Annotated in this window: 19 protein-coding genes and 1 other annotated feature; of the genes, 6 read left to right on the top strand and 13 right to left on the bottom strand. The window is 56.6% G+C overall.

What is annotated here, in order from left to right:
• Positions 1–132 precede the first annotated feature (132 nt).
• From GNG29_RS03605 to GNG29_RS03595, 3 genes are read left to right on the top strand one after another with little or no spacing between them, the layout of a single operon-like run.
• Entirely contained in the window at positions 133–1,206 is a 1,074-nt protein-coding gene (locus tag GNG29_RS03605; RefSeq protein ID WP_103178206.1) for an iron ABC transporter permease, read from the top strand.
• Positions 1,203–1,979 (top strand): ABC transporter ATP-binding protein, encoded by a 777-nt coding sequence (locus GNG29_RS03600; protein ID WP_103178205.1) that lies wholly within the window; start codon positions 1,203–1,205, stop codon positions 1,977–1,979. The genes GNG29_RS03605 and GNG29_RS03600 overlap by 4 nt, the downstream gene beginning before the upstream one ends.
• Before the next feature lie 17 nt (positions 1,980–1,996).
• Positions 1,997–3,133 carry an ABC transporter substrate-binding protein gene (locus tag GNG29_RS03595; protein WP_156653896.1) on the top strand — a complete coding sequence of 379 codons (1,137 nt, stop codon included), beginning with the start codon at positions 1,997–1,999 and terminating at the stop codon, positions 3,131–3,133.
• Between the two features lie 27 nt (positions 3,134–3,160).
• Here GNG29_RS03595 and GNG29_RS03590 read toward each other — a convergent pair whose 3' ends face one another.
• From GNG29_RS03590 to tal, 3 genes are all read right to left on the bottom strand, one after another.
• Positions 3,161–4,450 (bottom strand): MFS transporter, encoded by a 1,290-nt coding sequence (locus tag GNG29_RS03590; RefSeq protein WP_156653895.1) that lies wholly within the window; start codon positions 4,448–4,450, stop codon positions 3,161–3,163.
• 123 nt (positions 4,451–4,573) lie between these two features.
• Entirely contained in the window at positions 4,574–5,161 is a 588-nt protein-coding gene (mog, locus tag GNG29_RS03585) for a molybdopterin adenylyltransferase (protein WP_103178202.1), read from the bottom strand.
• 111 nt (positions 5,162–5,272) lie between these two features.
• Positions 5,273–6,226 carry a transaldolase gene (tal, locus tag GNG29_RS03580; RefSeq protein ID WP_103178201.1) on the bottom strand — a complete coding sequence of 318 codons (954 nt, stop codon included), beginning with the start codon at positions 6,224–6,226 and terminating at the stop codon, positions 5,273–5,275.
• 261 nt (positions 6,227–6,487) lie between these two features.
• Here tal and GNG29_RS03575 point away from each other — a divergent pair, with 261 nt between their 5' ends.
• Together GNG29_RS03575 and yaaA are read left to right on the top strand one after the other, a co-directional pair.
• Positions 6,488–7,918, top strand: coding sequence for a sodium:alanine symporter family protein (locus GNG29_RS03575; protein WP_103178200.1), 1,431 nt, complete (start codon positions 6,488–6,490; stop codon positions 7,916–7,918).
• A gap of 66 nt (positions 7,919–7,984) precedes the next feature.
• Complete coding sequence (gene yaaA, locus GNG29_RS03570) at positions 7,985–8,758, top strand: peroxide stress protein YaaA (RefSeq protein ID WP_103178199.1); 774 nt, start codon at positions 7,985–7,987, stop codon at positions 8,756–8,758.
• Positions 8,759–8,788: 30 nt separating this feature from the next.
• Here the strand turns inward: yaaA and GNG29_RS03565 are convergent, their stop codons facing one another.
• The 7 genes from GNG29_RS03565 to yjjY all read right to left on the bottom strand — a co-directional run bounded on the left by GNG29_RS03565 (position 8,789) and on the right by yjjY (position 15,641).
• Positions 8,789–9,076 (bottom strand): DUF2502 domain-containing protein, encoded by a 288-nt coding sequence (locus GNG29_RS03565; protein ID WP_103178198.1) that lies wholly within the window; start codon positions 9,074–9,076, stop codon positions 8,789–8,791.
• A gap of 291 nt (positions 9,077–9,367) precedes the next feature.
• Positions 9,368–10,654 carry a threonine synthase gene (gene thrC, locus GNG29_RS03560; protein WP_103178197.1) on the bottom strand — a complete coding sequence of 429 codons (1,287 nt, stop codon included), beginning with the start codon at positions 10,652–10,654 and terminating at the stop codon, positions 9,368–9,370.
• 3 nt (positions 10,655–10,657) lie between these two features.
• On the bottom strand, positions 10,658–11,587 hold the full coding sequence (gene thrB / locus GNG29_RS03555) for a homoserine kinase (RefSeq protein WP_103178196.1): 930 nt from the start codon (positions 11,585–11,587) through the stop codon (positions 10,658–10,660).
• Position 11,588: 1 nt separating this feature from the next.
• A complete protein-coding gene (thrA, locus tag GNG29_RS03550; RefSeq protein ID WP_156653894.1) occupies positions 11,589–14,051 on the bottom strand; it encodes a bifunctional aspartate kinase/homoserine dehydrogenase I in 2,463 nt (820 codons plus the stop codon).
• A gap of 25 nt (positions 14,052–14,076) precedes the next feature.
• Positions 14,077–14,195 (bottom strand) — a sequence feature (Thr leader region).
• Positions 14,134–14,202 (bottom strand): thr operon leader peptide, encoded by a 69-nt coding sequence (thrL, locus tag GNG29_RS03545; RefSeq protein ID WP_103181027.1) that lies wholly within the window; start codon positions 14,200–14,202, stop codon positions 14,134–14,136. (Overlaps the previous feature by 62 nt.)
• A gap of 212 nt (positions 14,203–14,414) precedes the next feature.
• Entirely contained in the window at positions 14,415–15,101 is a 687-nt protein-coding gene (locus tag GNG29_RS03540) for a tRNA/rRNA methyltransferase (protein ID WP_103178194.1), read from the bottom strand.
• 399 nt (positions 15,102–15,500) lie between these two features.
• Complete coding sequence (gene yjjY / locus GNG29_RS03535; RefSeq protein WP_001541509.1) at positions 15,501–15,641, bottom strand: protein YjjY; 141 nt, start codon at positions 15,639–15,641, stop codon at positions 15,501–15,503.
• A gap of 95 nt (positions 15,642–15,736) precedes the next feature.
• On the opposite strand from yjjY, the gene arcA reads away from it, so the two are divergent.
• Positions 15,737–16,453: a two-component system response regulator ArcA gene (gene arcA, locus GNG29_RS03530; RefSeq protein WP_039030451.1), complete on the top strand. Its 717-nt coding sequence runs from the start codon at positions 15,737–15,739 to the stop codon at positions 16,451–16,453.
• 45 nt (positions 16,454–16,498) lie between these two features.
• On the opposite strand, the gene creD is transcribed toward arcA, so the two are convergent.
• From creD to creB, 3 genes are read right to left on the bottom strand one after another with little or no spacing between them, the layout of a single operon-like run.
• Complete coding sequence (gene creD / locus GNG29_RS03525; RefSeq protein ID WP_103178193.1) at positions 16,499–17,848, bottom strand: cell envelope integrity protein CreD; 1,350 nt, start codon at positions 17,846–17,848, stop codon at positions 16,499–16,501.
• 58 nt (positions 17,849–17,906) lie between these two features.
• Positions 17,907–19,331: a two-component system sensor histidine kinase CreC gene (creC, locus tag GNG29_RS03520; RefSeq protein WP_103178192.1), complete on the bottom strand. Its 1,425-nt coding sequence runs from the start codon at positions 19,329–19,331 to the stop codon at positions 17,907–17,909.
• Positions 19,331–20,020: a two-component system response regulator CreB gene (gene creB, locus GNG29_RS03515; protein ID WP_103178191.1), complete on the bottom strand. Its 690-nt coding sequence runs from the start codon at positions 20,018–20,020 to the stop codon at positions 19,331–19,333. The genes creC and creB overlap by 1 nt, the downstream gene beginning before the upstream one ends.
• Between the last annotated feature and the right edge of the window lie 7 nt (positions 20,021–20,027).

The following is a 20,027-nucleotide window of genomic DNA, read 5'->3' as shown; positions in this document are numbered from 1 at the left end:
TCATATTCAATTGATAAGCATTATCATTGCGAATAGTGTTGCCCGGGCATCCCGGATAATGGATATCAGACGGCCGCCAAAATGGAACGCGCAGGGGATAAATGATTCTTTTGTGTTGCATAGGGTTATCTGATGAACTCCAGCCTTGCCGCTCGCGAGCAAACTGGCGAAGCCATTATCGCGTCGCATTACCGTAAAGTCCTGGTCAGGCGTTTTACTCTGGCAGGCGTACTGCTCTTCTTCATTATCTGCTCCCTGATCCTCGATTTTATCCTCGGCCCGTCGGGCATCTCCGTTTCCACGCTCTGGCACACCTTAATGGATGCCGCTTCTGTCGATGCCGGCACGCGCGTTATCGTCTGGGAACTGCGGCTGCCGTTCGCGCTGATGGCTGTCGCCGTTGGCATGGCCCTGGGGCTTGCCGGGGCAGAGATGCAAACCATCCTGAATAACCCGCTCGCCAGTCCATTTACGCTGGGCGTGTCGTCTGCCGCCTCCTTCGGTGCCGCGCTGGCGATAGTGCTCGGGCTGGGCGTTCCCGGCATTGACGATAAGTGGTTTATTCCGGCAAACGCCTTTATCTTTGCCCTGCTGGCCTGCTTTATTCTGGATGGCATCAGCCGCTGGACCCGCGTGGCCACCTCCGGCGTGGTGTTATTCGGTATCGCGCTGGTCTTTACCTTTAACGCGCTAATCTCCATCCTGCAGTTTGTCGCCAGCGAAGATACGCTGCAGGGACTGGTATTCTGGACGATGGGCAGCCTGGCAAGAGCCTCATGGGATAAGCTGGCGATCCTGGCCGTAGCCCTGCTGATTATCGTGCCGCTGTCGCTGAAAAATGCATGGAAACTCACGGCGCTGCGTCTGGGCGAAGATCGTGCCGTCAGCTTCGGCATTAACGTAAAAAAGCTGCGTCTGGCGACGCTCTTACGCATCAGTATTATCTCGTCGCTGACGGTCGCCTTTGTCGGGCCAGTGGGTTTTATAGGCCTGGTGGCGCCGCATATCTCCCGCATGATGTTTGGCGAGGATCACCGTTTTTATCTCCCCGGCAGCATGCTGGTTGGCGCCCTGGTGCTTTCGCTGGCCTCCGTTTTTTCCAAGAACATCGTTCCCGGCGTCATTATTCCTGTAGGGATTGTCACCTCGCTGGTGGGCGTGCCGTTCTTCCTGAGCATCATTATTCGCAACCGGGGGAACGTATGACCGACGGCCTTCGCGTCCGGGAACTGCACACCGGCTATCGCAAGACAAAGATCATCAGCGGGCTCACCACGCCCCTGCTCCCCCGCGGCGAGATCACCGCCCTGCTGGGGCCGAACGGCTCCGGTAAATCGACCCTGCTGCGCGCCCTGGCGGACCTGAATCCTGCGCAGGGCGAGTTACGGCTGAATGGCGAGGATCTGATGATGCTGCCCTCGGCAACGCGGGCGCAGAAGGTGGTTTATCTCCCGCAATCCCTGCCTCAGGGTGTGCACCTGCATGCGCTGGAATCGGTGATTGTCGCCCGTCGGGCCAGCGGCAGCGTCGATACGCAAAATGTTGAACAGGAGGCGTACGCCATCCTTGAAAAACTGGGTGTTGCTCATCTGGCGATGCGTTTTCTCGACCGGCTCTCCGGCGGGCAAAAGCAGTTGATTGGCCTCGCTCAGTCCCTGATCCGCCAGCCCGATTTGCTGTTGCTGGACGAGCCCCTGAGTGCCCTCGACCTCAACTATCAGTTCCATGTGATGGATATCGTCGCCCGCGAAACGCGGCTGCGCAACATCGTCACTGTCGTGGTGATCCACGACATCAACATTGCCCTGCGCCACGCTAACTATGCCCTGATGCTGAAAGGCGGCGAACTGATTGCCAGCGGCCTGCCGGGAGAGGTTGTTACCCCTGCTAATCTGGCGACGGTATATGGCGTGGAGGGACGAGTCGAATACTGTTCCCGCAGGCTGCCCCATGTGGTGGTCGACGGATTAACACCCTAAAAGAGATGGAAAACAGGATGCTAAAAAAACTCATCGCAGCCGCCGGGGGGCTGGTCCTCTTCATTACCCCGCTTATCGCCCAGGCGCAAAGCTGGCCCGTGACGGTCAAGGATATGGATAACCGCACGGTGACGGTGGAACACGAACCGCAGCGCATCATTTTGCAGGACGGGCGGGACATCTTCGCGCTGGCGCTGTTGGTGCGCGAGAACCCGTTCGCCAGGGTGGTGGCGTGGAACAATCTGCCGAAAAAGCAGGATACCGAAACCTGGAACGTGCTGAAGCGGAAATGGCCAGAAGCGGAGAAGATCCTCGACATGAAGTTTTCCGACCAGGGCAATGTCGATCTCGAAACGGTGCTCTCCCGCCAGCCGGACCTGATGATCGCCCAGCTTCGCGCTAAACCGTCGCTGGTGCAATCTGGCGTACTGACGAAGCTCGAGGCCCTGCACATTCCGGTCCTCTTCGTGGATTACGAGCTGCATCCGGTAAAGAATACCCTGCCGAGTATCGCCCTGTTGGGCCAGGTGCTGGGTCAGACCGAACGCGCGCAAGCCTACATCGATTTCTATCAACAGCGTCTGGATAAAATCCACCAGCGTCTGGCGACCGTCAGCAAAAAACCGCTGGTCTTTATCGAACCGATCGCCGGTGTTGGCGGGCTGGATAATGGCTGCTGTTTTACCCATGCGCGTAACGGCTGGGGGGGACTGGTTGAAGCGGCGGGTGGCACCAACATAGGCTCACAGCTGCTGCCTGGGGCGAGCGGGAATGTTTCGGTGGAAAAAATCATCTCCCTCAACCCGGACTACTACCTGATGACCGGCTCTAAGCGTCCGGGCAAAGGCTCGGCCATTATCCCGTTTGGCTATAACGTCCCGGCAGAGAAGGTCACCGCAGCGTTCAATGCGCTTGTGGCGCGTCAGGGGGTTGCCGCTATTCCGGCGGTGGCGCAGGGTCATACCGGGGCGCTGTATCACCACTTCTATAACAACCCATACAACATCGTCGCCATCGAGGCGTTGAGTAAAATTTTCTATCCAGCACTCTTTAGCGACATGGATCCACAGGCGGATTACCACGCGATTATCGCTGACTTCACCCATATCCCGGATGAGAACATCATCCTGAGCTACACCCCTTCGCACTCATAAAAATGCCGGGCCCAGCCCGGCATTTTGCTATCCCGCGAGGACCGGTACTTCTACCGGTTTCTGGCGCAGCCAGATCCCCAGCGCCAGTCCCATCAACGAGAGCGCCAGCACATACCAGGCGGGCGCCATCGGCGATATCCCCATCAGCAGGGTTACGGCAACCGGCGTCAGGCCGCCGAAGATGGCGTACGAGACGTTATAGGAGAACGAAATACCGGTGAAGCGCACCTCAGGCGGGAAGGCGCGGACCATCACATACGGCACCGCCCCAACCACACCTACGCAAAGCCCCACGGTGCCATACAGCAGGAACAGCTGTTCAGGATGGCTACCCGCAAGATGGTAAAACGCCCAGCTCGACCCGGCCAGCAGCAGGCTGCCAATAATAAAGGTCAGGCTGGAGCCGATACGATCCACCGCCAGCCCGGCAATCAGGCAACCAAAGCACAGCATGATGGTGGCGATGCTGTTAGCCTGCAGCGTCACCGCCGGCGCAAAGCCATACTGTTTTTGCAGCCAGACCGGCGACATCAAAATCACCACCACGATACCCGCCGAGAGCAGCCAGGTGAGCAGCATTGACACCACCACCGCCTTTCTGTGCCGCACCACCACCGCTTTCACCGGCAGCTCCTGCGCCAGCGTCTTACGCTGCTGCATCTCAAGGAATACCGGTGTCTCCTGCAGCCAGCGGCGCAGATACATGGCGACCAGACCAAACGCGCCGCCCAGCAGGAATGGAATACGCCAGCCCCAGTCGTGTACCGCCTGTTGGGTCATGCTGGTATTCACCAGCGTCGCCACCACCGAGCCCAGCAGAATGCCGACGGTCAGTCCTGCGGTCAGTGTGCCGCAGGCAATGCCGATCCGCCGGGCCGGAACATGTTCCGCCACAAATACCCATGCCCCTGGTACTTCACCGCCGATCGCCGCCCCCTGCAGAATACGCATCAGCAGCAGCAGGACCGGCGCGAGAATGCCCATGGAGGCATAGGTAGGCAGCAGGCCAATCGCCAGGGTAGGTACCGCCATCAGCAGGATGCTGAGGGTGAACATCTTCTTGCGCCCGACCAGATCGCCGAAGTGGGCCATCACGATGCCGCCCAGCGGGCGCGCCAGATAACCAGCGGCGAAAATGCCAAAGGTCTGAACCTGACGCAGCCATTCGGGAATGTCAGCCGGGAAGAATAGCTCCCCGACGACAGCGGCGAAGAAGACGAAAATGATGAAGTCATAAAACTCCAGCGCGCCGCCGAGTGCGGCAAGCGTGAGGGTCTTATAATCCTGTCGATTGAGGGGCCGGTTGTAATGTGACATAGCGAACCATTCTGGGCTGAATTGTTGAGTTATATTTACAGCTATCGTAAAGAAAAAATTACTATACCGTAAATCAATCAGCACGCTACTGCCGTTACAGCTTATGTCACATTCTGGTTAATTTCAGGATATTGTTTCACGTCTCGCGCTTTTAGGGCGAAAAGCTGCTACTACCTGCGGATCGGTTTCGACGTAAGGTCCTTCCAGAAGCTGTACACAATACGGTACACTTGCAAAGATTCCCGCCACCACCACTTTGCCGTCAGCCTCTTTAACGCCTTCCAGCGTCTCTTTAATCGACTTTGGCTGGCCCGGGAGATTGAGAATCAGCGCCTGCTTGCGGATCACACCGACCTGGCGTGACAGGATGGCCGTTGGCACAAAGTGTAGGCTAATCTGGCGCATCTGTTCGCCAAAGCCCGGCATTTCACGGTCGGCGACGGCAAGCGTTGCGTCCGGGGTCACATCGCGTCGTGCCGGACCGGTACCGCCGGTTGTCAGCACCAGGTGACAGCTCATTTCATCCACCAGTTCACACAGGGTTTGCTCAATCACGGCCTGCTCGTCGGGGATCAGACGGGTTTGTACTTCAAACGGCGTAGTCAGGGCAGACGCCAGCCAGGCTTCCAGCGCGGGGATGCCTTTATCTTCATAGACACCGCTGGAGGCGCGATCTGAGACGGAAACTAAGCCAATGCGTAAGGTATTCATATCCATTCCATTCAAACAATACAGATTGAGGGGAATGATACACGCAGGAAGGCGATTCAGACAGGGTATGAGAAAGGTAGCGTGACCGGGAGCCCGGTCACGCTGGAATGATTACAGCAGGTCGCCGATCATTTTTTCCAGTTTTTCCTGGTCGATGGCAAACTTACGGATACCGTCCGCCAGTTTGTCTACCGCCATTGGATCCTGGTTGTGCTGCCACAGGAACTCAGATTCAGTGATGCGCTCTGGACGGGCTTTCACTTCACCGCTGAAGCTCAGCTTACGCTCGATTGCGCCTTCGCTTTCTGCCAGCTCTTTCAGCAGCGCAGGGGCGATGGTCAGACGGTCACAGCCAGCCAGTTCCAGGATCTCGCCCACGTTACGGAAGCTTGCGCCCATCACCACGGTTTCATAACCGTGCTGTTTGTAGTACTCGTAGATCTCGGTAACGGAAACCACACCCGGATCTTCCGCTGCCGCGTACTCTTTCTTATCGGTGTTGGCTTTGTACCAGTCCAGAATACGGCCCACGAATGGCGAGATCAGGTAGACGCCCGCTTCTGCACACGCACGCGCCTGCGCGAAGGAGAACAGCAGGGTCAGGTTACAGTTGATGCCCTCTTTTTCCAGCTGCTCTGCAGCGCGAATGCCCTGCCAGGTGGAAGCCAGTTTGATCAGGATACGGTCGTTGCTGATACCCGCATCGTTGTACAGCTTGATCAGGCGTTTGGCTTTCGCGATGGACGCTTCGGTGTCGTAAGAGAGACGCGCATCCACTTCAGTGGAGATGCGGCCCGGAACCAGTTTCAGGATCTCCAGACCGATGTTCACTGCCAGTTTGTCGGTAGCATCCACTACCTGCTGTGCGCGATCGCTGCTCTGGCTTTTCGCCCAGGCAACGGCATCGTCGATCAGTTTACGGTATTCAGGGATCTGTGCAGCGTTAAGGATCAGAGAAGGGTTCGTTGTGGCATCCTGCGGCTGGTACAACTTCATTGCCGCGATATCTCCGGTGTCAGCGACAACAGTCGTGAACTGACGAAGGGAGGTTAATTTATCCGTCATGATAGTGTTTCTCTTTAACTTGCCCTGGATAATTCGCGTTACCAGCAAGATGCCAGAAACGGAAAAATGACAGGTTTACTTGTTAGGGGGATGTAACCGGTCTGCCCTGATGATAACACGACGGAAGGTCAGCGCAACCGCAGACAATGCGCTGAAAGATACTGTGATAAACTCAGCAAATTAACAGATTACCCATTCACTGTTTGTTCAATCGCTCGAAGCGATTACCTATGCACTTTGGCATCAACACGAGGGACGTTAGTGCCTGATTATCTGTCGTTTATTAATGAAATTCTGTGGGGTTCGGTGATGATATACCTGCTTTTTGCGGCAGGTCTTTGGTTCACTGTTCGCAGCGGGTTTATTCAATTTAGCTCCCTTCCTCAACTGCGCATTAATCTGAAAAATAGCCTGAGCCCGCAGCCGGGAGGCTTAACCTCATTCCAGGCGCTCTGCACCAGCCTGGCGGCCCGGCTCGGCAGCGGTAACCTGGCCGGAGTCGCGCTGGCCATCTCCGCTGGCGGCCCGGGGGCGATATTCTGGATGTGGATGACCGCCATTATCGGCATGGCGACCTCCTTCGCAGAGTGCTCGCTGGCGCAGCTTTATAAGGAAGCGGATAAACAGGGGCAATTTCGCGGTGGCCCGGCCTGGTACATGGCCCGGGGCCTCGGCATGCGCTGGATGGGCGTGCTCTTTTCACTCTTTTTGCTCGTCGCCTACGGTCTTATTTTTAACACCGTCGAGGCCCACTCGGTGGCCCATGCGCTGCGCTTCGCCTTCGACTGCCCGGAAATCATCACCGGCGGCATGCTGGCCGCGTTCACGCTGCTGGCGATCGTCACCGGCATCAAAGGCGTCGCCCGGCTGATGCAGTGGATGGTGCCGACGATGGCGCTGCTGTGGGTCATGAGCAGCCTGGTCATTTGCGTCTGGCATGCCGGACAGTTACCCGCCGTCTTCAGCCTGATCGTCAAAAGCGCCTTTGGCTGGCGCGAAGCGGCCGCCGGGGCGCTGGGCTACACCCTGAGCCAGGCCCTGACGGCAGGTTTCCAGCGCGGCATGTTTTCCAACGAAGCGGGCATGGGTTCAACCCCGAATGCCGCCGCAGCCGCCGCCTCCTGTCCCCCTCACCCGGCCTCTCAGGGACTGGTGCAGATGATCGGCGTCTTCGTCGATACCATCATTATCGGTACCGCCAGCGCCATGATTGTGCTGCTGGCAGGGCCTATGGATCTGCCAGCAGATACCGCAGGCATACAGCTGCTGCAACAGGCCCTGATAAACCTGACCGGGGGCTGGGGAGCGGGATTCGTCGGGTTTATCCTCATCCTGTTCGCGTTCAGCTCCATCGTGGTGAATTACATCTATGCCGAAAATAACCTGATCTTTCTGCATCCCGATGCCCGGCGATCGCGCTGGGTATTACGGGGCGGCGTTGTGCTGATGGTGCTGCTCGGATCGCTGTTAAGCCTGCCGACGGTCTGGCAGCTGGCGGATATCATCATGGCCCTGATGGCCATCGCCAACCTGACGGCTATCCTGCTGCTCTCCCCGGTGGTGACCCTGATTGCCCGGGACTATCTGCGTCAGCGCAAGCTGGGTGTCCAGCCGGTCTTTGATGTCTCGCGTTATCCCGAGATTGAAGCACAGCTCGCCCCCGGCGCCTGGGATGATTTGCCGCGTCAATAACAGCCATCGATCACCCAGGGCGTTTTTTTTGCTAAAGTCGCACTCATTCTTCTGCAAGGACTGGATATGCTGATTCTGATTTCACCTGCCAAAACGCTCGACTACCAGAGCCCGCTTGCCACCGAGCGCTATACCCAGCCGGAACTGCTGGATCACTCGCAACAGCTGATCCGCGAGGCGCGTAAGCTTTCGGCTCCGCAAATTGCGACCCTAATGAGCATCAGCGACAAGCTGGCGGATCTGAATGCCACCCGTTTTCACGACTGGCAGCCCGATTTCACCCCATTCAACGCGCGTCAGGCGATTCTGGCCTTTAAAGGCGATGTTTATACCGGCCTGCAGGCAGAAACCTTTAGCGAAGCGGATTTTGATTTTGCCCAGCAGCATTTGCGCATGCTCTCCGGCCTGTACGGGGTGTTGCGCCCGCTGGATCTGATGCAGCCTTACCGCCTGGAGATGGGGATCCGCCTGGAAAACGCGAGAGGGAAAGATCTCTATCAGTTCTGGGGAGAGACCATCACCGATACGCTGAACGCGGCGCTGGCGGCCCAGGGTGATAACGTTATCATTAACCTGGCATCAGATGAGTACTACAAAGCGGTCAAACCGAAAAAGCTGAACGCGGAGATCGTCAAGCCGGTCTTCCTGGACGAGAAGAATGGCAAATTCAAAGTGATCAGCTTCTACGCCAAAAAAGCCCGCGGGTTGATGAGCCGCTACATCATTGAAAACCGTCTGACCCAGCCAGAGCAGCTGAAAGCATTCGACAGCGAAGGCTATTTCTTTGATGAGGAAGCGTCAGGGAAAGGTGAGCTGGTGTTTAAGCGTCACGAGCAGTAATCACCTTCCCCGCCGCCCGGCGGGGAAATCTTAGTGATGCTTCCAGCCCGGTCCCGGACGGTGGTCATCATGGCGATCGTGATGGCGATTATCGTGATGCTCGCCATGCGGATGCCAGCGGTTATCCCGCCACTCGTAGTGAGATTTCCACCAGTCATGGTCGCGCCAGTGACCGCCATCCCAGTAGTGTCCACGATTATCCCGATCGCCAATTTGCAGTTTGACCGCCGGTACCAGAGTGATTTCAGAGGCCTGAGCCGCCATCGGAGCCACCAGCATCAGAGAAAGCGCGATCAGCACAGGTTTCAGTTTCGACATAGGTTACTCCTTATTCATCCTGCCCGTTGTGGGCCGATGTAAGGAGATTACGTGAGGGATAGGTAGGATGTTATTCTCTGCAATCCTATTCTGTAAGTATCCGCATTTATTGGGAATTTCTACTTTTTCCCTGCTATTTCTCTCCTTAATTTCTCCATAAAAAAGCCGGGTAACGCAGAGGCGTCCCCGGCTGGATTGTGCGGCCTGATGCCCGGCGGCGCTGTGCCTGGCGGGCCTACAATTCGAGCTCGTGTAGGCCGGGTAAGCGAAGCGCCACCCGGCAACAAACAATCACCCGCGCGTCATCATCAACTTACGCAGCGCCGCAAAATCGGCCGGCAGGTTGTGCGACAGCAGCGGCAGATCGGCACGTTCGGCCAGCTCTTTCGGCAGCGGCAGGGAATCGCCCAGGATCGCGTCCACGCTCTCTTTGAACTTCGCCGGGTGCGCGGTGCCGAGGAACAGGCCGTACTCGCCCGGGTTCAGCTGATCGCGCAGGGCGCGATACGCCACCGCGGCATGCGGTTCAGAGACGTAGCCCAGCTGCTTCAGCTCACGCATTGTCTCTTTGGTGGTTTCGTCAGTCACCGCAGCGTAGCCCAGCTCATTCAGACGCCAGATTTTACGGCGGAACAGCTCCTCCACACGCGGCCAGTTATTAGGCTGTGACACATCCATCGCGTTAGACAGGGTGGCCTGCGTCGCATTTGGCGTCCACTTGCCCTCTTTCAGGAAGCGGGGAACGGTGTCGTTGGCGTTGGTGGCCGCGATAAAGCGTTTCACCGGCAGGCCCAGAGACTTCGCCAGCAGGCCGGCTGTCAGATCGCCAAAGTTGCCGCTCGGCACCGAGATCACCAGCTGATTACGCGCTTCCTGCGGCAGTTGCGCCACCGCTTCGAAGTAATAGCAGATCTGCGCCAGCAGGCGGCTAATGTTGATGGAGTTGGCAGAGTTCAGACCCAGCGCCACTTTCAGCTCTTCATCATCGAAGGCCTGCTTAACCAGCGCCTGACAGGCATCGAAATCCCCGTCGATAGCGACGGTTTCAATGTTGCCGCCGAGCGTACAGAAGAGTTTTTCCTGCAGCGGGCTGATTTTACCCTGCGGGTAGAGGATCACGACGCGGACGTTTTTCAGGCCGTAGAAGGCATGCGCGACCGCCGCCCCGGTATCGCCAGAGGTAGCCGTCAGGATGGTTACTGGCTTATCGCCGCTGATGTGAGTCAGCATCTGCGCCATAAAGCGGCCGCCAAAATCTTTAAACGCCAGCGTCGGACCGTGGAACAGCTCAAGGCAGCCGACATCCGGCTCGACCTGGCTTACCGGTGCCGGGAAGGCAAAGGCCGCACGAACGCGCTCTTCGAGCAGCTCTGGTGGGATCTCGTCGCCGATAAACGCCGAGAGAATTTTGGTGCTGCGGGTGACGAAATCCTGCTTCAGCATCTCGTCAATTTCGGTCAAACCGAATTCCGGCAGATCGTGCGGGAAGAACAGCCCCTGGTTTTTGCCCAGCCCCTGCGTTACTGCCTGTGCAAAGCTTACCTGCTCGTTATGATCTTTAAGATTGTAGAGTTTCATCGTTTATCCCAGTACTCGTGCGCCCGCCGTATCCAGACGGCAAATATGAACAAAGCCTTCCTGATTTTGCAGGTAATTTTTCTCCAGCCAACCTGCCACCCGCTCAGCCGTATCCGGTTTGTCGCACAGCGCAAACAGGGTCGGTCCGGAACCGGAGATGCCGCAGGCCAGTGCGCCAATATCCAGTGCGGCACTGCGTGCCTCGTCAAAGCCAGGCAGCAGTTTAGTGCGGTACGGCTCGGCAATAACATCTTTCATCAGTTTTGCTGCAAGCCCTGGCTGACGGGTATAGCAGGCGTGAATAAAGCCTGCCAGATGACGGCCATGGGCGATGCAGTCCTGACGGCGATACTGCGCCGGCAGAATAGCGCGCGCTTCAGCGGTCGACACTTTGATGCCCGGATAGGCCAGCACCCATAGCCACTCATCAAAGCCTGGCACCTGCTGGCTGATAATGCCGTTCTCTTCGATCATCAACTGCATGCCGCCCAGGAAACAGGGGGCGACATTATCATAATGAATGCTGCCGGAGATGCGTCCTTCCAGCTCGCCCATCAGGGCCAGCAGGCGGGTGTTATTCAGCGGCTTGCCGCAATGTTCGTTCATCGCCACCAGCGCAGCGACGACGGAACAGGCGCTGGAACCCAGCCCGGAGCCAATCGGCATGCTTTTTTCCAGCGTCATGGCGACCGGGACGTTTTTACCGATCTCCTGACAAAAACGCTCCCAGCACTGATAGACAATATTTTCGCGCGGTTCGCTCGGCAGCTTGCTGGCGAAACGCCCGACGTTGTTCAGACTGAAGCTATCCGCCGCTTCTACCGTAACCGTATCACCCAGCAATGCGCCATTCACTGGCGTCACCGCCGCACCCAGCACATCAAACCCGACGCTCATATTGGCGCTGGAAGCCGGGGCATAAACTTTGACCATATTAAACTCCTAACTTCCATGACAGGGTACGCAGCAGGTCGGCAAACACGCCCGCCGCCGTCACATCATTTCCCGCGCCATAGCCGCGCAGGACCAACGGCAGAGGCTGATAATAGTGGCTGTAAAACGCGAGGGCGTTTTCGCCGTTTTTCACTTTGAAGAGCGGATCGTTACCGTCTACCGCCGCCACTTTGACACGGCAGACGCCATCTTCTTCAATGTTGCCAACATAGCGCAATACCTTGCCTTCATCACGGGCTTTTGCCACCCGGGAGGCGAAAGCGTCATCCAGCTGCGGCAGATTCGCCATAAAGGTGGCGACATCGCCAGCGTGGTCAAAACTCTCCGGCAGCACCGGTTCGATGACGATATCCGACAGCTCCAGCTCACGCCCCGTTTCGCGGGCGAGGATGAGCAGCTTGCGCGCCACATCCATGCCGGAGAGATCGTCACGCGGATCGGGCTCGGTGTAGCCCAGCTCACGCGCCATTTTGGTCGCTTCCGACAGGCTCATGCCTTCGTCCAGCTTGCCAAAGATAAAGGAGAGCGAGCCCGACAGGATGCCGGAGAAACGCTGCAGTTCATCCCCGGCATTGAGCAGGTTTTGCAGGTTTTCGATAACCGGCAGCCCGGCGCCGACGTTGGTGTCGTACAGGAACTTACGGCGGGATTTTGCCGCCGCGTGGCGCATCTGATGGTAGTAATCCATCGACGAGGTATTGGCCTTTTTATTTGGCGTCACCACGTGGAAGCCTTCACGCAGGAAGTCGGCATACTGATCGGCCACCGCCTGGTGGGAGGTACAGTCGACGATCACCGGGTTCAGCAGATGGTACTCTTTGACCAGGCGGATCAGGCGGCCAAGGTTAAACGGCTCTTTCGCTTCCGCCAGCTCTGCCTGCCAGTTCTCCAGATTCAGTCCGTGGACGTTAGTCAGCAGGGCTTTTGAGTTAGCGATGCCGCAGACGCGCAGATCGATATGCTTTTTCTTCAGCCACTCCTGCTGGCGCTTCAGCTGCTCCAGTAACGCACCGCCGACGCCGCCGACGCCAATCAGGAACACCTCGATCACCTGGTCAGTGTTAAACAGCATCTGGTGGGTGACGCGCACGCCGGTGGTTGCATCATCATTATTCACTACCACGGAGATGGAGCGCTCCGATGAGCCCTGGGCAATGGCGACAATATTGATGTTCGCCCGCGCCAGCGCCGCAAAGAACTTCGCGGAGATACCACGCAGGGTGCGCATACCGTCACCGACTACGGAGATGATCGCCAGATGCTCCTGAATCGCCATCGGCTCCAGCAGCTCCTCTTTCAGCTCAAGATAGAACTCCTCTTCCAGCGCACGGCGGGCGCGCAGGCAGTCCACCTGCGGGACGCAGAAGCTGATGCTGTATTCAGAAGAGGACTGGGTGATTAACACCACCGAGATGCCGTTGCGCGACATGGCCGCAAACACGCGCGCCGCCATGCCAACCATCCCTTTCATGCCTGGCCCGGAGACGCTGAACATCGCCATATTATTGAGGTTGGAGATACCTTTTACCGGCAGACCATCTTCATTGCTGCTGGCGCCAATCAGCGTGCCTGGCGCCTGTGGATTACCGGTGTTTTTAATCAGGCAGGGGATCTGGAACTGGGCGATAGGGGCGATAGTACGCGGGTGAAGCACTTTGGCCCCGAAGTAGGAGAGCTCCATCGCCTCCTGATAAGACATCGACTTCAGCAGGCGGGCATCGGGCACCTGGCGCGGGTCGCAGGTATAGACGCCGTCGACGTCAGTCCAGATCTCACAACAGTCGGCCCGCAGGCAGGCGGCCAGCACGGCAGCGGAATAGTCGGAGCCGTTACGGCCCAGCACCACCAGCTCCCCTTTTTCATTCCCGGCGGTGAAGCCCGCCATCAGGATCATATGGTCGGCAGGAATCTTGCCTGCCGCAATGCGTCGGGTAGATTCGGCGATATCTACAGTTGATTCGAGGTAATGGCCAACAGCGAGCAGTTTTTCGACGGGATCGATCACCGTGACGTTATGACCACGGGCTTCCAGCAGACCCGCCATAATGGCGATAGAGAGTTTTTCGCCGCGGCAGATCAGTGCCGCGTTGATGCTGTCCGGGCACTGCCCCAACAGGCTGATACCATGCAGAACGTGTTTAATCTGAGCGAACTCTTGCTCAACGAAGGCTTTCAGCTGGGCGTGAGGAAAGCCAGGCTGTGCATCCGCCAGGCCCTGTAGCAGGTTGGCAAAGATCTGTTCAGCGTCGCTGATGTTCACCAGTGCATCCTGACCCCCGATGGTTTTTTCAATCATCGCCACCAGGTGATTGGTAATTTTAGCCGGGGCAGAGAGAACCGTCGCCACCTGCCCCTGCCTGGCATTGCTCTCCAGGATGTCGGCAACACGCAGAAATCGTTCTGCATTTGCCACTGATGTACCGCCGAACTTCAACACTCGCATGGTTGTTACCTCGTGATCTTTAGCCGAAAAAAAAGCCCGCACTGTTCAGGTGCGGGCTTTTTTCTTTTCTTTCCTGTACGCGTCAGCCCGCACCGTTACCTGTGGTAATGATGATGGTGGTGGTAATGGTGGTGATGCTGATGCGTTTCATGGATGTTGTGTACTCTGTCATTATTATCTGTCTGTGCTGTCTGACCCTATTGGTTAAAGCATACGTGCCGGTAAGTCAACGAATTTCTAATTTGATCACATTTTCCGGCCCTTTCACGTATCTCTGCCTGAGTTTTTATTTCCGTCCGGATCGGACCGTGCGCAGTACGCTTTTTGGGGCATTCAACCATAACAAAAAAGTATGACAGCATTTTACTCTGCCAGTTTTTTTTCGATATCGTGCAGTAATCGGTGCAACATTGCCGTGTCTCGCTGACCTAACAGACCTAACCGCTGTTGTAGCCACTCCGCCATTTTTTGATCGTCGGCGACATTCAGCGAGGTCAGCAGGCGTTCGGTACGCGCACGCAGAGCAGAAAGCTGGTTTTCATCCACCTCAGCCGGAGGTGGAGCAGGATTTTGCATCAAGGATGCTAATTGATAGCAGTACACCATCACGGCCTGACCTAAATTTAGCGACGGATAATCTGCCACCATCGGCACGCCGGTCAGCACGTCTGCGAGTGCCAGTTCCTCGTTCGTCAGGCCGGAATCTTCCCGGCCAAAAACCAGCGCCATGTTGGGCAGCCACTGGCTTTTTTCTGCCAGTAACGGCACCAGTTCAGCGGGCGTGGCGTAGTAATGAAACTTAGATCGGCTGCGTGCGGTGGTAGCGACGGTATAAGAGATATCGTGCAGCGCGTCGGCCAGCGTTTCGTAAGTCGTTAAATTATCTAAGATATCTCCAGATCCATGGGCAACCCAACGCGCCGCAGGTTCGTTGTGCGCGTCGCTGGCAACGATTCGTAAATCGGTAAACCCCATGGTCTTCATTGCCCGTGCGGCGGCACCGATATTTTCTGCTCTTGCTGGGGATACCAGTACGATAGACAAATGCATTTATGCTCTCTTTTTAGGCAGTTAGCCGATAAAAATGTGATACACATCATCATATTACGCATCACGAATTTACAAATTCGTAACAGAAATCACTGAAATAGCATTTCACTACAAATTAAAAATACTAAACTATTTCGTGAATGAACTTTAAGCGATAATGTTAATGAACAATACTTATCCCTATGTTTAATAATGATAATGATTTCTCAGGTTCAATGTTGACATTGGATTCACCTTGTTTATTAATTAACGGTCGCAACTAGTTGGTTTGTTGAAAATTTGTGACAAAGGCTAGCGATCCGCTACGATGATTTCATCAAACTGTTAACGTGCTACAATTGAACTTGATATATGTCAACGAAGCGTAGTTTTATTGGGTGTCTGGTGTCACTTAGCCTGTTATGTTGCTGTTAAAATGGTTAGGATGACAGCCGTTTTTGACACTGTCGGGTCCAGAGGGAAAGTACCCACGACCAAGCTAATGATGTTGTTGACGTTGATGGAAAGTGCATCAAGAACGCAATTACGTACTTTAGTCACGTTACGCCGGTCATGTTAATTTGTGGCATGTATCAGGCAGGTCAGGGACTTTTGTACTTCCTGTTTCGATTTAGTTGGCAATTTAGGTAGCAAACATGCAGACCCCGCACATTCTTATCGTTGAAGACGAGTTGGTAACACGCAACACGTTAAAGAGCATTTTCGAAGCAGAAGGCTACGATGTCTTTGAAGCGACCGATGGCGCAGAGATGCATCAGATCCTTTCTGAAAATGATATCAACCTGGTTATCATGGACATCAACCTGCCGGGTAAAAACGGCCTTCTGCTGGCACGTGAACTGCGTGAACAGGCGAACGTTGCGTTAATGTTCCTGACCGGCCGCGACAACGAAGTTGATAAAATTCTTGGCCTGGAAATCGGCGCGGATGACTATATCACCAAACCGTTTAACCCACGCGAGTTAACCATTCGTGCACGCAATCTGCTGTCCCGCACCATGAACCTGGGCACGGTCAGCGAAGAGCGTCGTAGCGTAGAGAGCTACAAATTCAACGGCTGGGAACTGGATATTAATAGCCGTTCTCTGGTGAGCCCGCAGGGCGACCAGTACAAACTGCCGCGCAGCGAATTCCGCGCCATGCTGCACTTCTGCGAAAACCCGGGCAAGATCCAGTCCCGTGCAGAACTGCTGAAAAAAATGACCGGCCGTGAGCTGAAGCCACACGACCGTACCGTTGACGTGACTATCCGCCGTATTCGTAAACATTTCGAATCCACGCCGGATACACCAGAAATTATCGCCACCATTCATGGTGAAGGCTATCGTTTCTGCGGCGACCTGCAGGAATAATTCTGCACATAAGTCATAAAAAACGGCGCCCTGGCGCCGTTTTTTTTATTTCCATAACCGCATCGTATCTTTATCCGATGACCCGGATGGCGCCGTGCGCTTCGGCTGGGAGAGCGAGTACCAGTCAAAGTGGCGCGTGAGATACATTACCGCGAACAGGGCCAGCACCAGCACCGCAGAGCCCAGCAGCAACGCACTCTCTTCTGAACGCAGCAGGAACCACATCACCACGTCCAGCCCCAGCAGCGCCAGCACAAACAGGCCACTGCGTTTCCAGCTTTTCAGCACTGCCTGCAGATAGACGCCGTTCATTAGCGCCCCTACCAGGCTGGCGATAATCCATGCGGGTGTAAAGCCCACATGCTCAGACAACGCCAGTAGCACCAGATAGAACAGCACCAGCGCCAGTCCCACCAGCAGGTACTGCATCGGGTGCAGCCGCAATCCGGTTAAAGTTTCAAAGACGAAGAAGGCCATAAACGTCAAAGCAATCAGTAAAATGGCGTACTTAATCGCGCGGTCGGTCAGCTGATACTGATCCGCGGGGGTCGCCACCGTGACGCTAAACGCCGGGATCGCACTCCATTCAGGGATCTCGTTGTCGTTGAACCAGCCCGCAAGATTGTTCGCAAACCAGCTACTTTTCCAGTTTGCCTGGAAACCAGACGCGCTAATCTCGTGCTTAACCGGCAGGTAATTGCCCATAAAGCTCGGGTGCGGCCAGTTACTGTTCAGGGTCATTTCGCTGTTACGTCCCACTGGAACCACGGCAAAGCTGCCGGTACCGGCCAGATTGAGCGACATCTCCAGCGAGACGGTTTTTGCCGCCAGCGCGTTGTCGGTCAGTGGGATGTGAATGCCGGATAACGCCCCGTACACCCCGGCGCCAGGCTCGATGCTTAACGTCTCACCATTGATTTTTGAGATGCTCACTGCCCCTATCCCGCGCGCATCCCCGACGCCGACCACGATAAACGGCTTGCCGAGCGTCATCGTCTCACCCTGCAACTCCGCCAGTTTTTCCGTCGTAAACTGCGCCTTAATGTTGAGATCGGTATTCCAGATTTGTCCGTCATAGATGCCGATATTGCGCGTTTGCACGTGCTGATTGCCCTCAACCAGTAGCGTCTCCGGCAGAATGAAGTGCATATAACGCTTCTTATACTCCACCTTTTTCGCCTCTTCCTGTTTGTAATAGATCTCCGTTACCGGAATGGCGATCAGCGGGCCCACCAGCTGCTGCGGGCCGCTGGTACTCTGGCGAAGGGTGTTTTCGACCTCGTTGCGATAGCTCTCACGCTCCGAAATCAGATTGCCCACCAGCATCAGTGGGATGAGTAACAGCAGAATGCACCCTAACAGGGTGCTGACTTTCCAGAACAGGGGGGATTTCATATCAGGTCTCCTTTGTGATGAGGAGAGCCTAACCAGGCTATGTGGGGTCAGTTTGAAGTTATGTGAAGGGACGGTGAAGTATCAGGGTGGCCGTCACGCCGCCGTCAGTCCGGTTTCGCAGATCGATGCTCCCCTGATGCAGACGCGCCACCTCCAGCACAAAGGCCAGCCCCAGCCCGCTACTTTTCAACCCGTTCTCGCGCGGGAGGGAGTAGAAGCGCTCAAAGATTCGCGCCTGCGCATAATCCGGGATGCCGCTTCCGTTATCCGTCACGGTGATGGTGACCTGCCTGAACGCCTGCGTAGCGGCAAGCTGGATCGCCCCACCCGGCGGGGTAAAGTCGATAGCGTTATCCAGTAAATTGCCCAGCGCCTGCTCAAGCAGATCGGCATCGCCCTCCACGCAGCACCCGCTCCTTTGCCAGTTCAGAGTGATGTTTCGGGAGGCGAGCGTCGCCGCGCGCGCATCGGCAAGGCGTGTGAACAGCTCATCAATGCTGACACTGACCGGAACGATCTCGACCCTGTTTTCCAGCCTGGCCTGAGCGAGAAGTTTTTCAACCAGCGACTGCATGCGCGCGTTTTGCGCCAGAATATTATCAATAAACCGCGCCGCCACCTGCGGCGGGGGCTGCTCTGCCAGGATCTCGGCCGCACCGCGGATCGCGGCCAGCGGGCTTTTCAGTTCGTGGGTGAGCGCATGCACATAATTTTCGATATCATTTTTTCCCTCCAGACGAACACGCATGTTCTCCAGCGCCTGCGCCAGTTTGCGCAGTTCACTGCTGCCCGGATCGGGCAACGGCAGCGGGGTATCATTGGTCACCGAGTCGGCATAGCGCGACAGGGTGTTAATCGAGCGGTTGATCCACCAGGCCACCGCCAGACCAATGAGCAACGCAATCCCCAGCAGCGCGCCGCCGGCCCACAGGATCCGTCGCTCGCTGCGCTGGATCACCGGCGCCATCGCGCTATTGGGCTTTCCTACCGACAATACGCCGATAATCTTGCCCCGATCGACCACCGGCGCGGCAACGTACATGACCGTACTCTCCGGATCCTGCGGATCGCTCGGCGTACTGCGGGCGCCATACTCCCCGCGCAGCGTCAGCCAGACGTCATTCCAGCGCGCGTAATCCTTCCCCACGGCCAGGCCGGTGGAATCAAATACCACCCGGCCGCGGGCATCGGTCATGTAGACGTGATATTCGTTACGCACTTTATGAATGCCGCCAATATTGGCGCGAAACGGGCGCTGGTGGAGCCGGGAAAAGGCCTGCGCCAGCTTGCCCTCCTGCGGGTTGCCTGCGAGCAGATCGTCTCGCCCCACTTCCGCCAGCAGCGTCGCGGTGTCAATCAGCGTGCCTTCGGTTGCCCTGCGCACGCCGGGCTTGATCTCCTGAACAAAGATCGACAGCACAAACCACGCGGCGATGGCCACAATCAGGAAGTATCCCAGCAACAGCCGCATGCCTATGCGCATTAATATAATCCCAGGCTATAACCCATGCCGCGGTGGGTGCTGATAGGGGAAAGCTGGTCATTCACGGCCCGCAGTTTGGCGCGCAGGGTTTTAATATGGGTATCCACGGTGCGATCGAAGCTGTCGCCCTCCTCTCCCCAGACTTTATCCATCAATTGCTGGCGGGAATAGACGCGGCCCGGCGCGTTCAGCAGCGTTTTAAGCAGCAGGAACTCGTAGCGTGTCAGGGGTAATGGCTCACCAAACCAGCTGATCCTGGCGGCAGGTTCATTCAGTTCAAACTCGCCGATACGGACAATCTCTGAAGGCGCAGCGGACTTTTGCATGCGCCGTAAAATGGTCCGCACCCGGGCGCATACCTCCCGGGGCGAGAAGGGTTTGGCGACGTAATCATCTGCGCCAATCTCCAGACCGAGCAGCTTGTCCACTTCATCGCTGCGGGCCGTCAGGAACAGCACCGGTAGCGAAGGATGCCGGGCCAGCAGCTGACGGCAGAGCTCAAAACCGCTGATATCCGGCAGCCCCACGTCCAGGATGGCGAGCGCCGGGCTTTGTCGGCGCGCTTCCTCCAGCACCGGAAGGCCACGTTCAAAGGCCTTTACCGCAAATCCCTCCTGCTGGAGCATGTAGATCAGCGTATCGGCGATGCTGATTTCGTCTTCAACCAGCCAGACCACAGGTTGCTGCATGGCGTGT

Source organism: Leclercia sp. Colony189, from assembly GCF_009740165.1.
Classification (GTDB): domain Bacteria; phylum Pseudomonadota; class Gammaproteobacteria; order Enterobacterales; family Enterobacteriaceae; genus Enterobacter.
This window is presented reverse-complemented; position numbering and strand designations above follow the sequence as displayed.

Excerpts from the sequence above, each read along its gene's own strand:
- GNG29_RS03565 (WP_103178198.1), bottom strand. The coding sequence starts at position 9,076 with ATGTCGAAACTGAAACCTGTGCTGATCGCGCTTTCTCTGATGCTGGTG.
- GNG29_RS03590 (WP_156653895.1), bottom strand. The coding sequence starts at position 4,450 with ATGTCACATTACAACCGGCCCCTCAATCGACAGGATTATAAGACCCTC.
- creC (WP_103178192.1), bottom strand. The coding sequence starts at position 19,331 with ATGCGCATAGGCATGCGGCTGTTGCTGGGATACTTCCTGATTGTGGCC.
- GNG29_RS03540 (WP_103178194.1), bottom strand. The coding sequence starts at position 15,101 with ATGCATTTGTCTATCGTACTGGTATCCCCAGCAAGAGCAGAAAATATC.
- yaaA (WP_103178199.1), top strand. The coding sequence starts at position 7,985 with ATGCTGATTCTGATTTCACCTGCCAAAACGCTCGACTACCAGAGCCCG.
- GNG29_RS03605 (WP_103178206.1), top strand. The coding sequence starts at position 133 with ATGAACTCCAGCCTTGCCGCTCGCGAGCAAACTGGCGAAGCCATTATC.
- GNG29_RS03595 (WP_156653896.1), top strand. The coding sequence starts at position 1,997 with ATGCTAAAAAAACTCATCGCAGCCGCCGGGGGGCTGGTCCTCTTCATT.
- creB (WP_103178191.1), bottom strand. The coding sequence starts at position 20,020 with ATGCAGCAACCTGTGGTCTGGCTGGTTGAAGACGAAATCAGCATCGCC.
- creD (WP_103178193.1), bottom strand. The coding sequence starts at position 17,848 with ATGAAATCCCCCCTGTTCTGGAAAGTCAGCACCCTGTTAGGGTGCATT.
- GNG29_RS03600 (WP_103178205.1), top strand. The coding sequence starts at position 1,203 with ATGACCGACGGCCTTCGCGTCCGGGAACTGCACACCGGCTATCGCAAG.
- thrA (WP_156653894.1), bottom strand. The coding sequence starts at position 14,051 with ATGCGAGTGTTGAAGTTCGGCGGTACATCAGTGGCAAATGCAGAACGA.
- thrB (WP_103178196.1), bottom strand. The coding sequence starts at position 11,587 with ATGGTCAAAGTTTATGCCCCGGCTTCCAGCGCCAATATGAGCGTCGGG.
- tal (WP_103178201.1), bottom strand. The coding sequence starts at position 6,226 with ATGACGGATAAATTAACCTCCCTTCGTCAGTTCACGACTGTTGTCGCT.
- arcA (WP_039030451.1), top strand. The coding sequence starts at position 15,737 with ATGCAGACCCCGCACATTCTTATCGTTGAAGACGAGTTGGTAACACGC.
- thrC (WP_103178197.1), bottom strand. The coding sequence starts at position 10,654 with ATGAAACTCTACAATCTTAAAGATCATAACGAGCAGGTAAGCTTTGCA.
- mog (WP_103178202.1), bottom strand. The coding sequence starts at position 5,161 with ATGAATACCTTACGCATTGGCTTAGTTTCCGTCTCAGATCGCGCCTCC.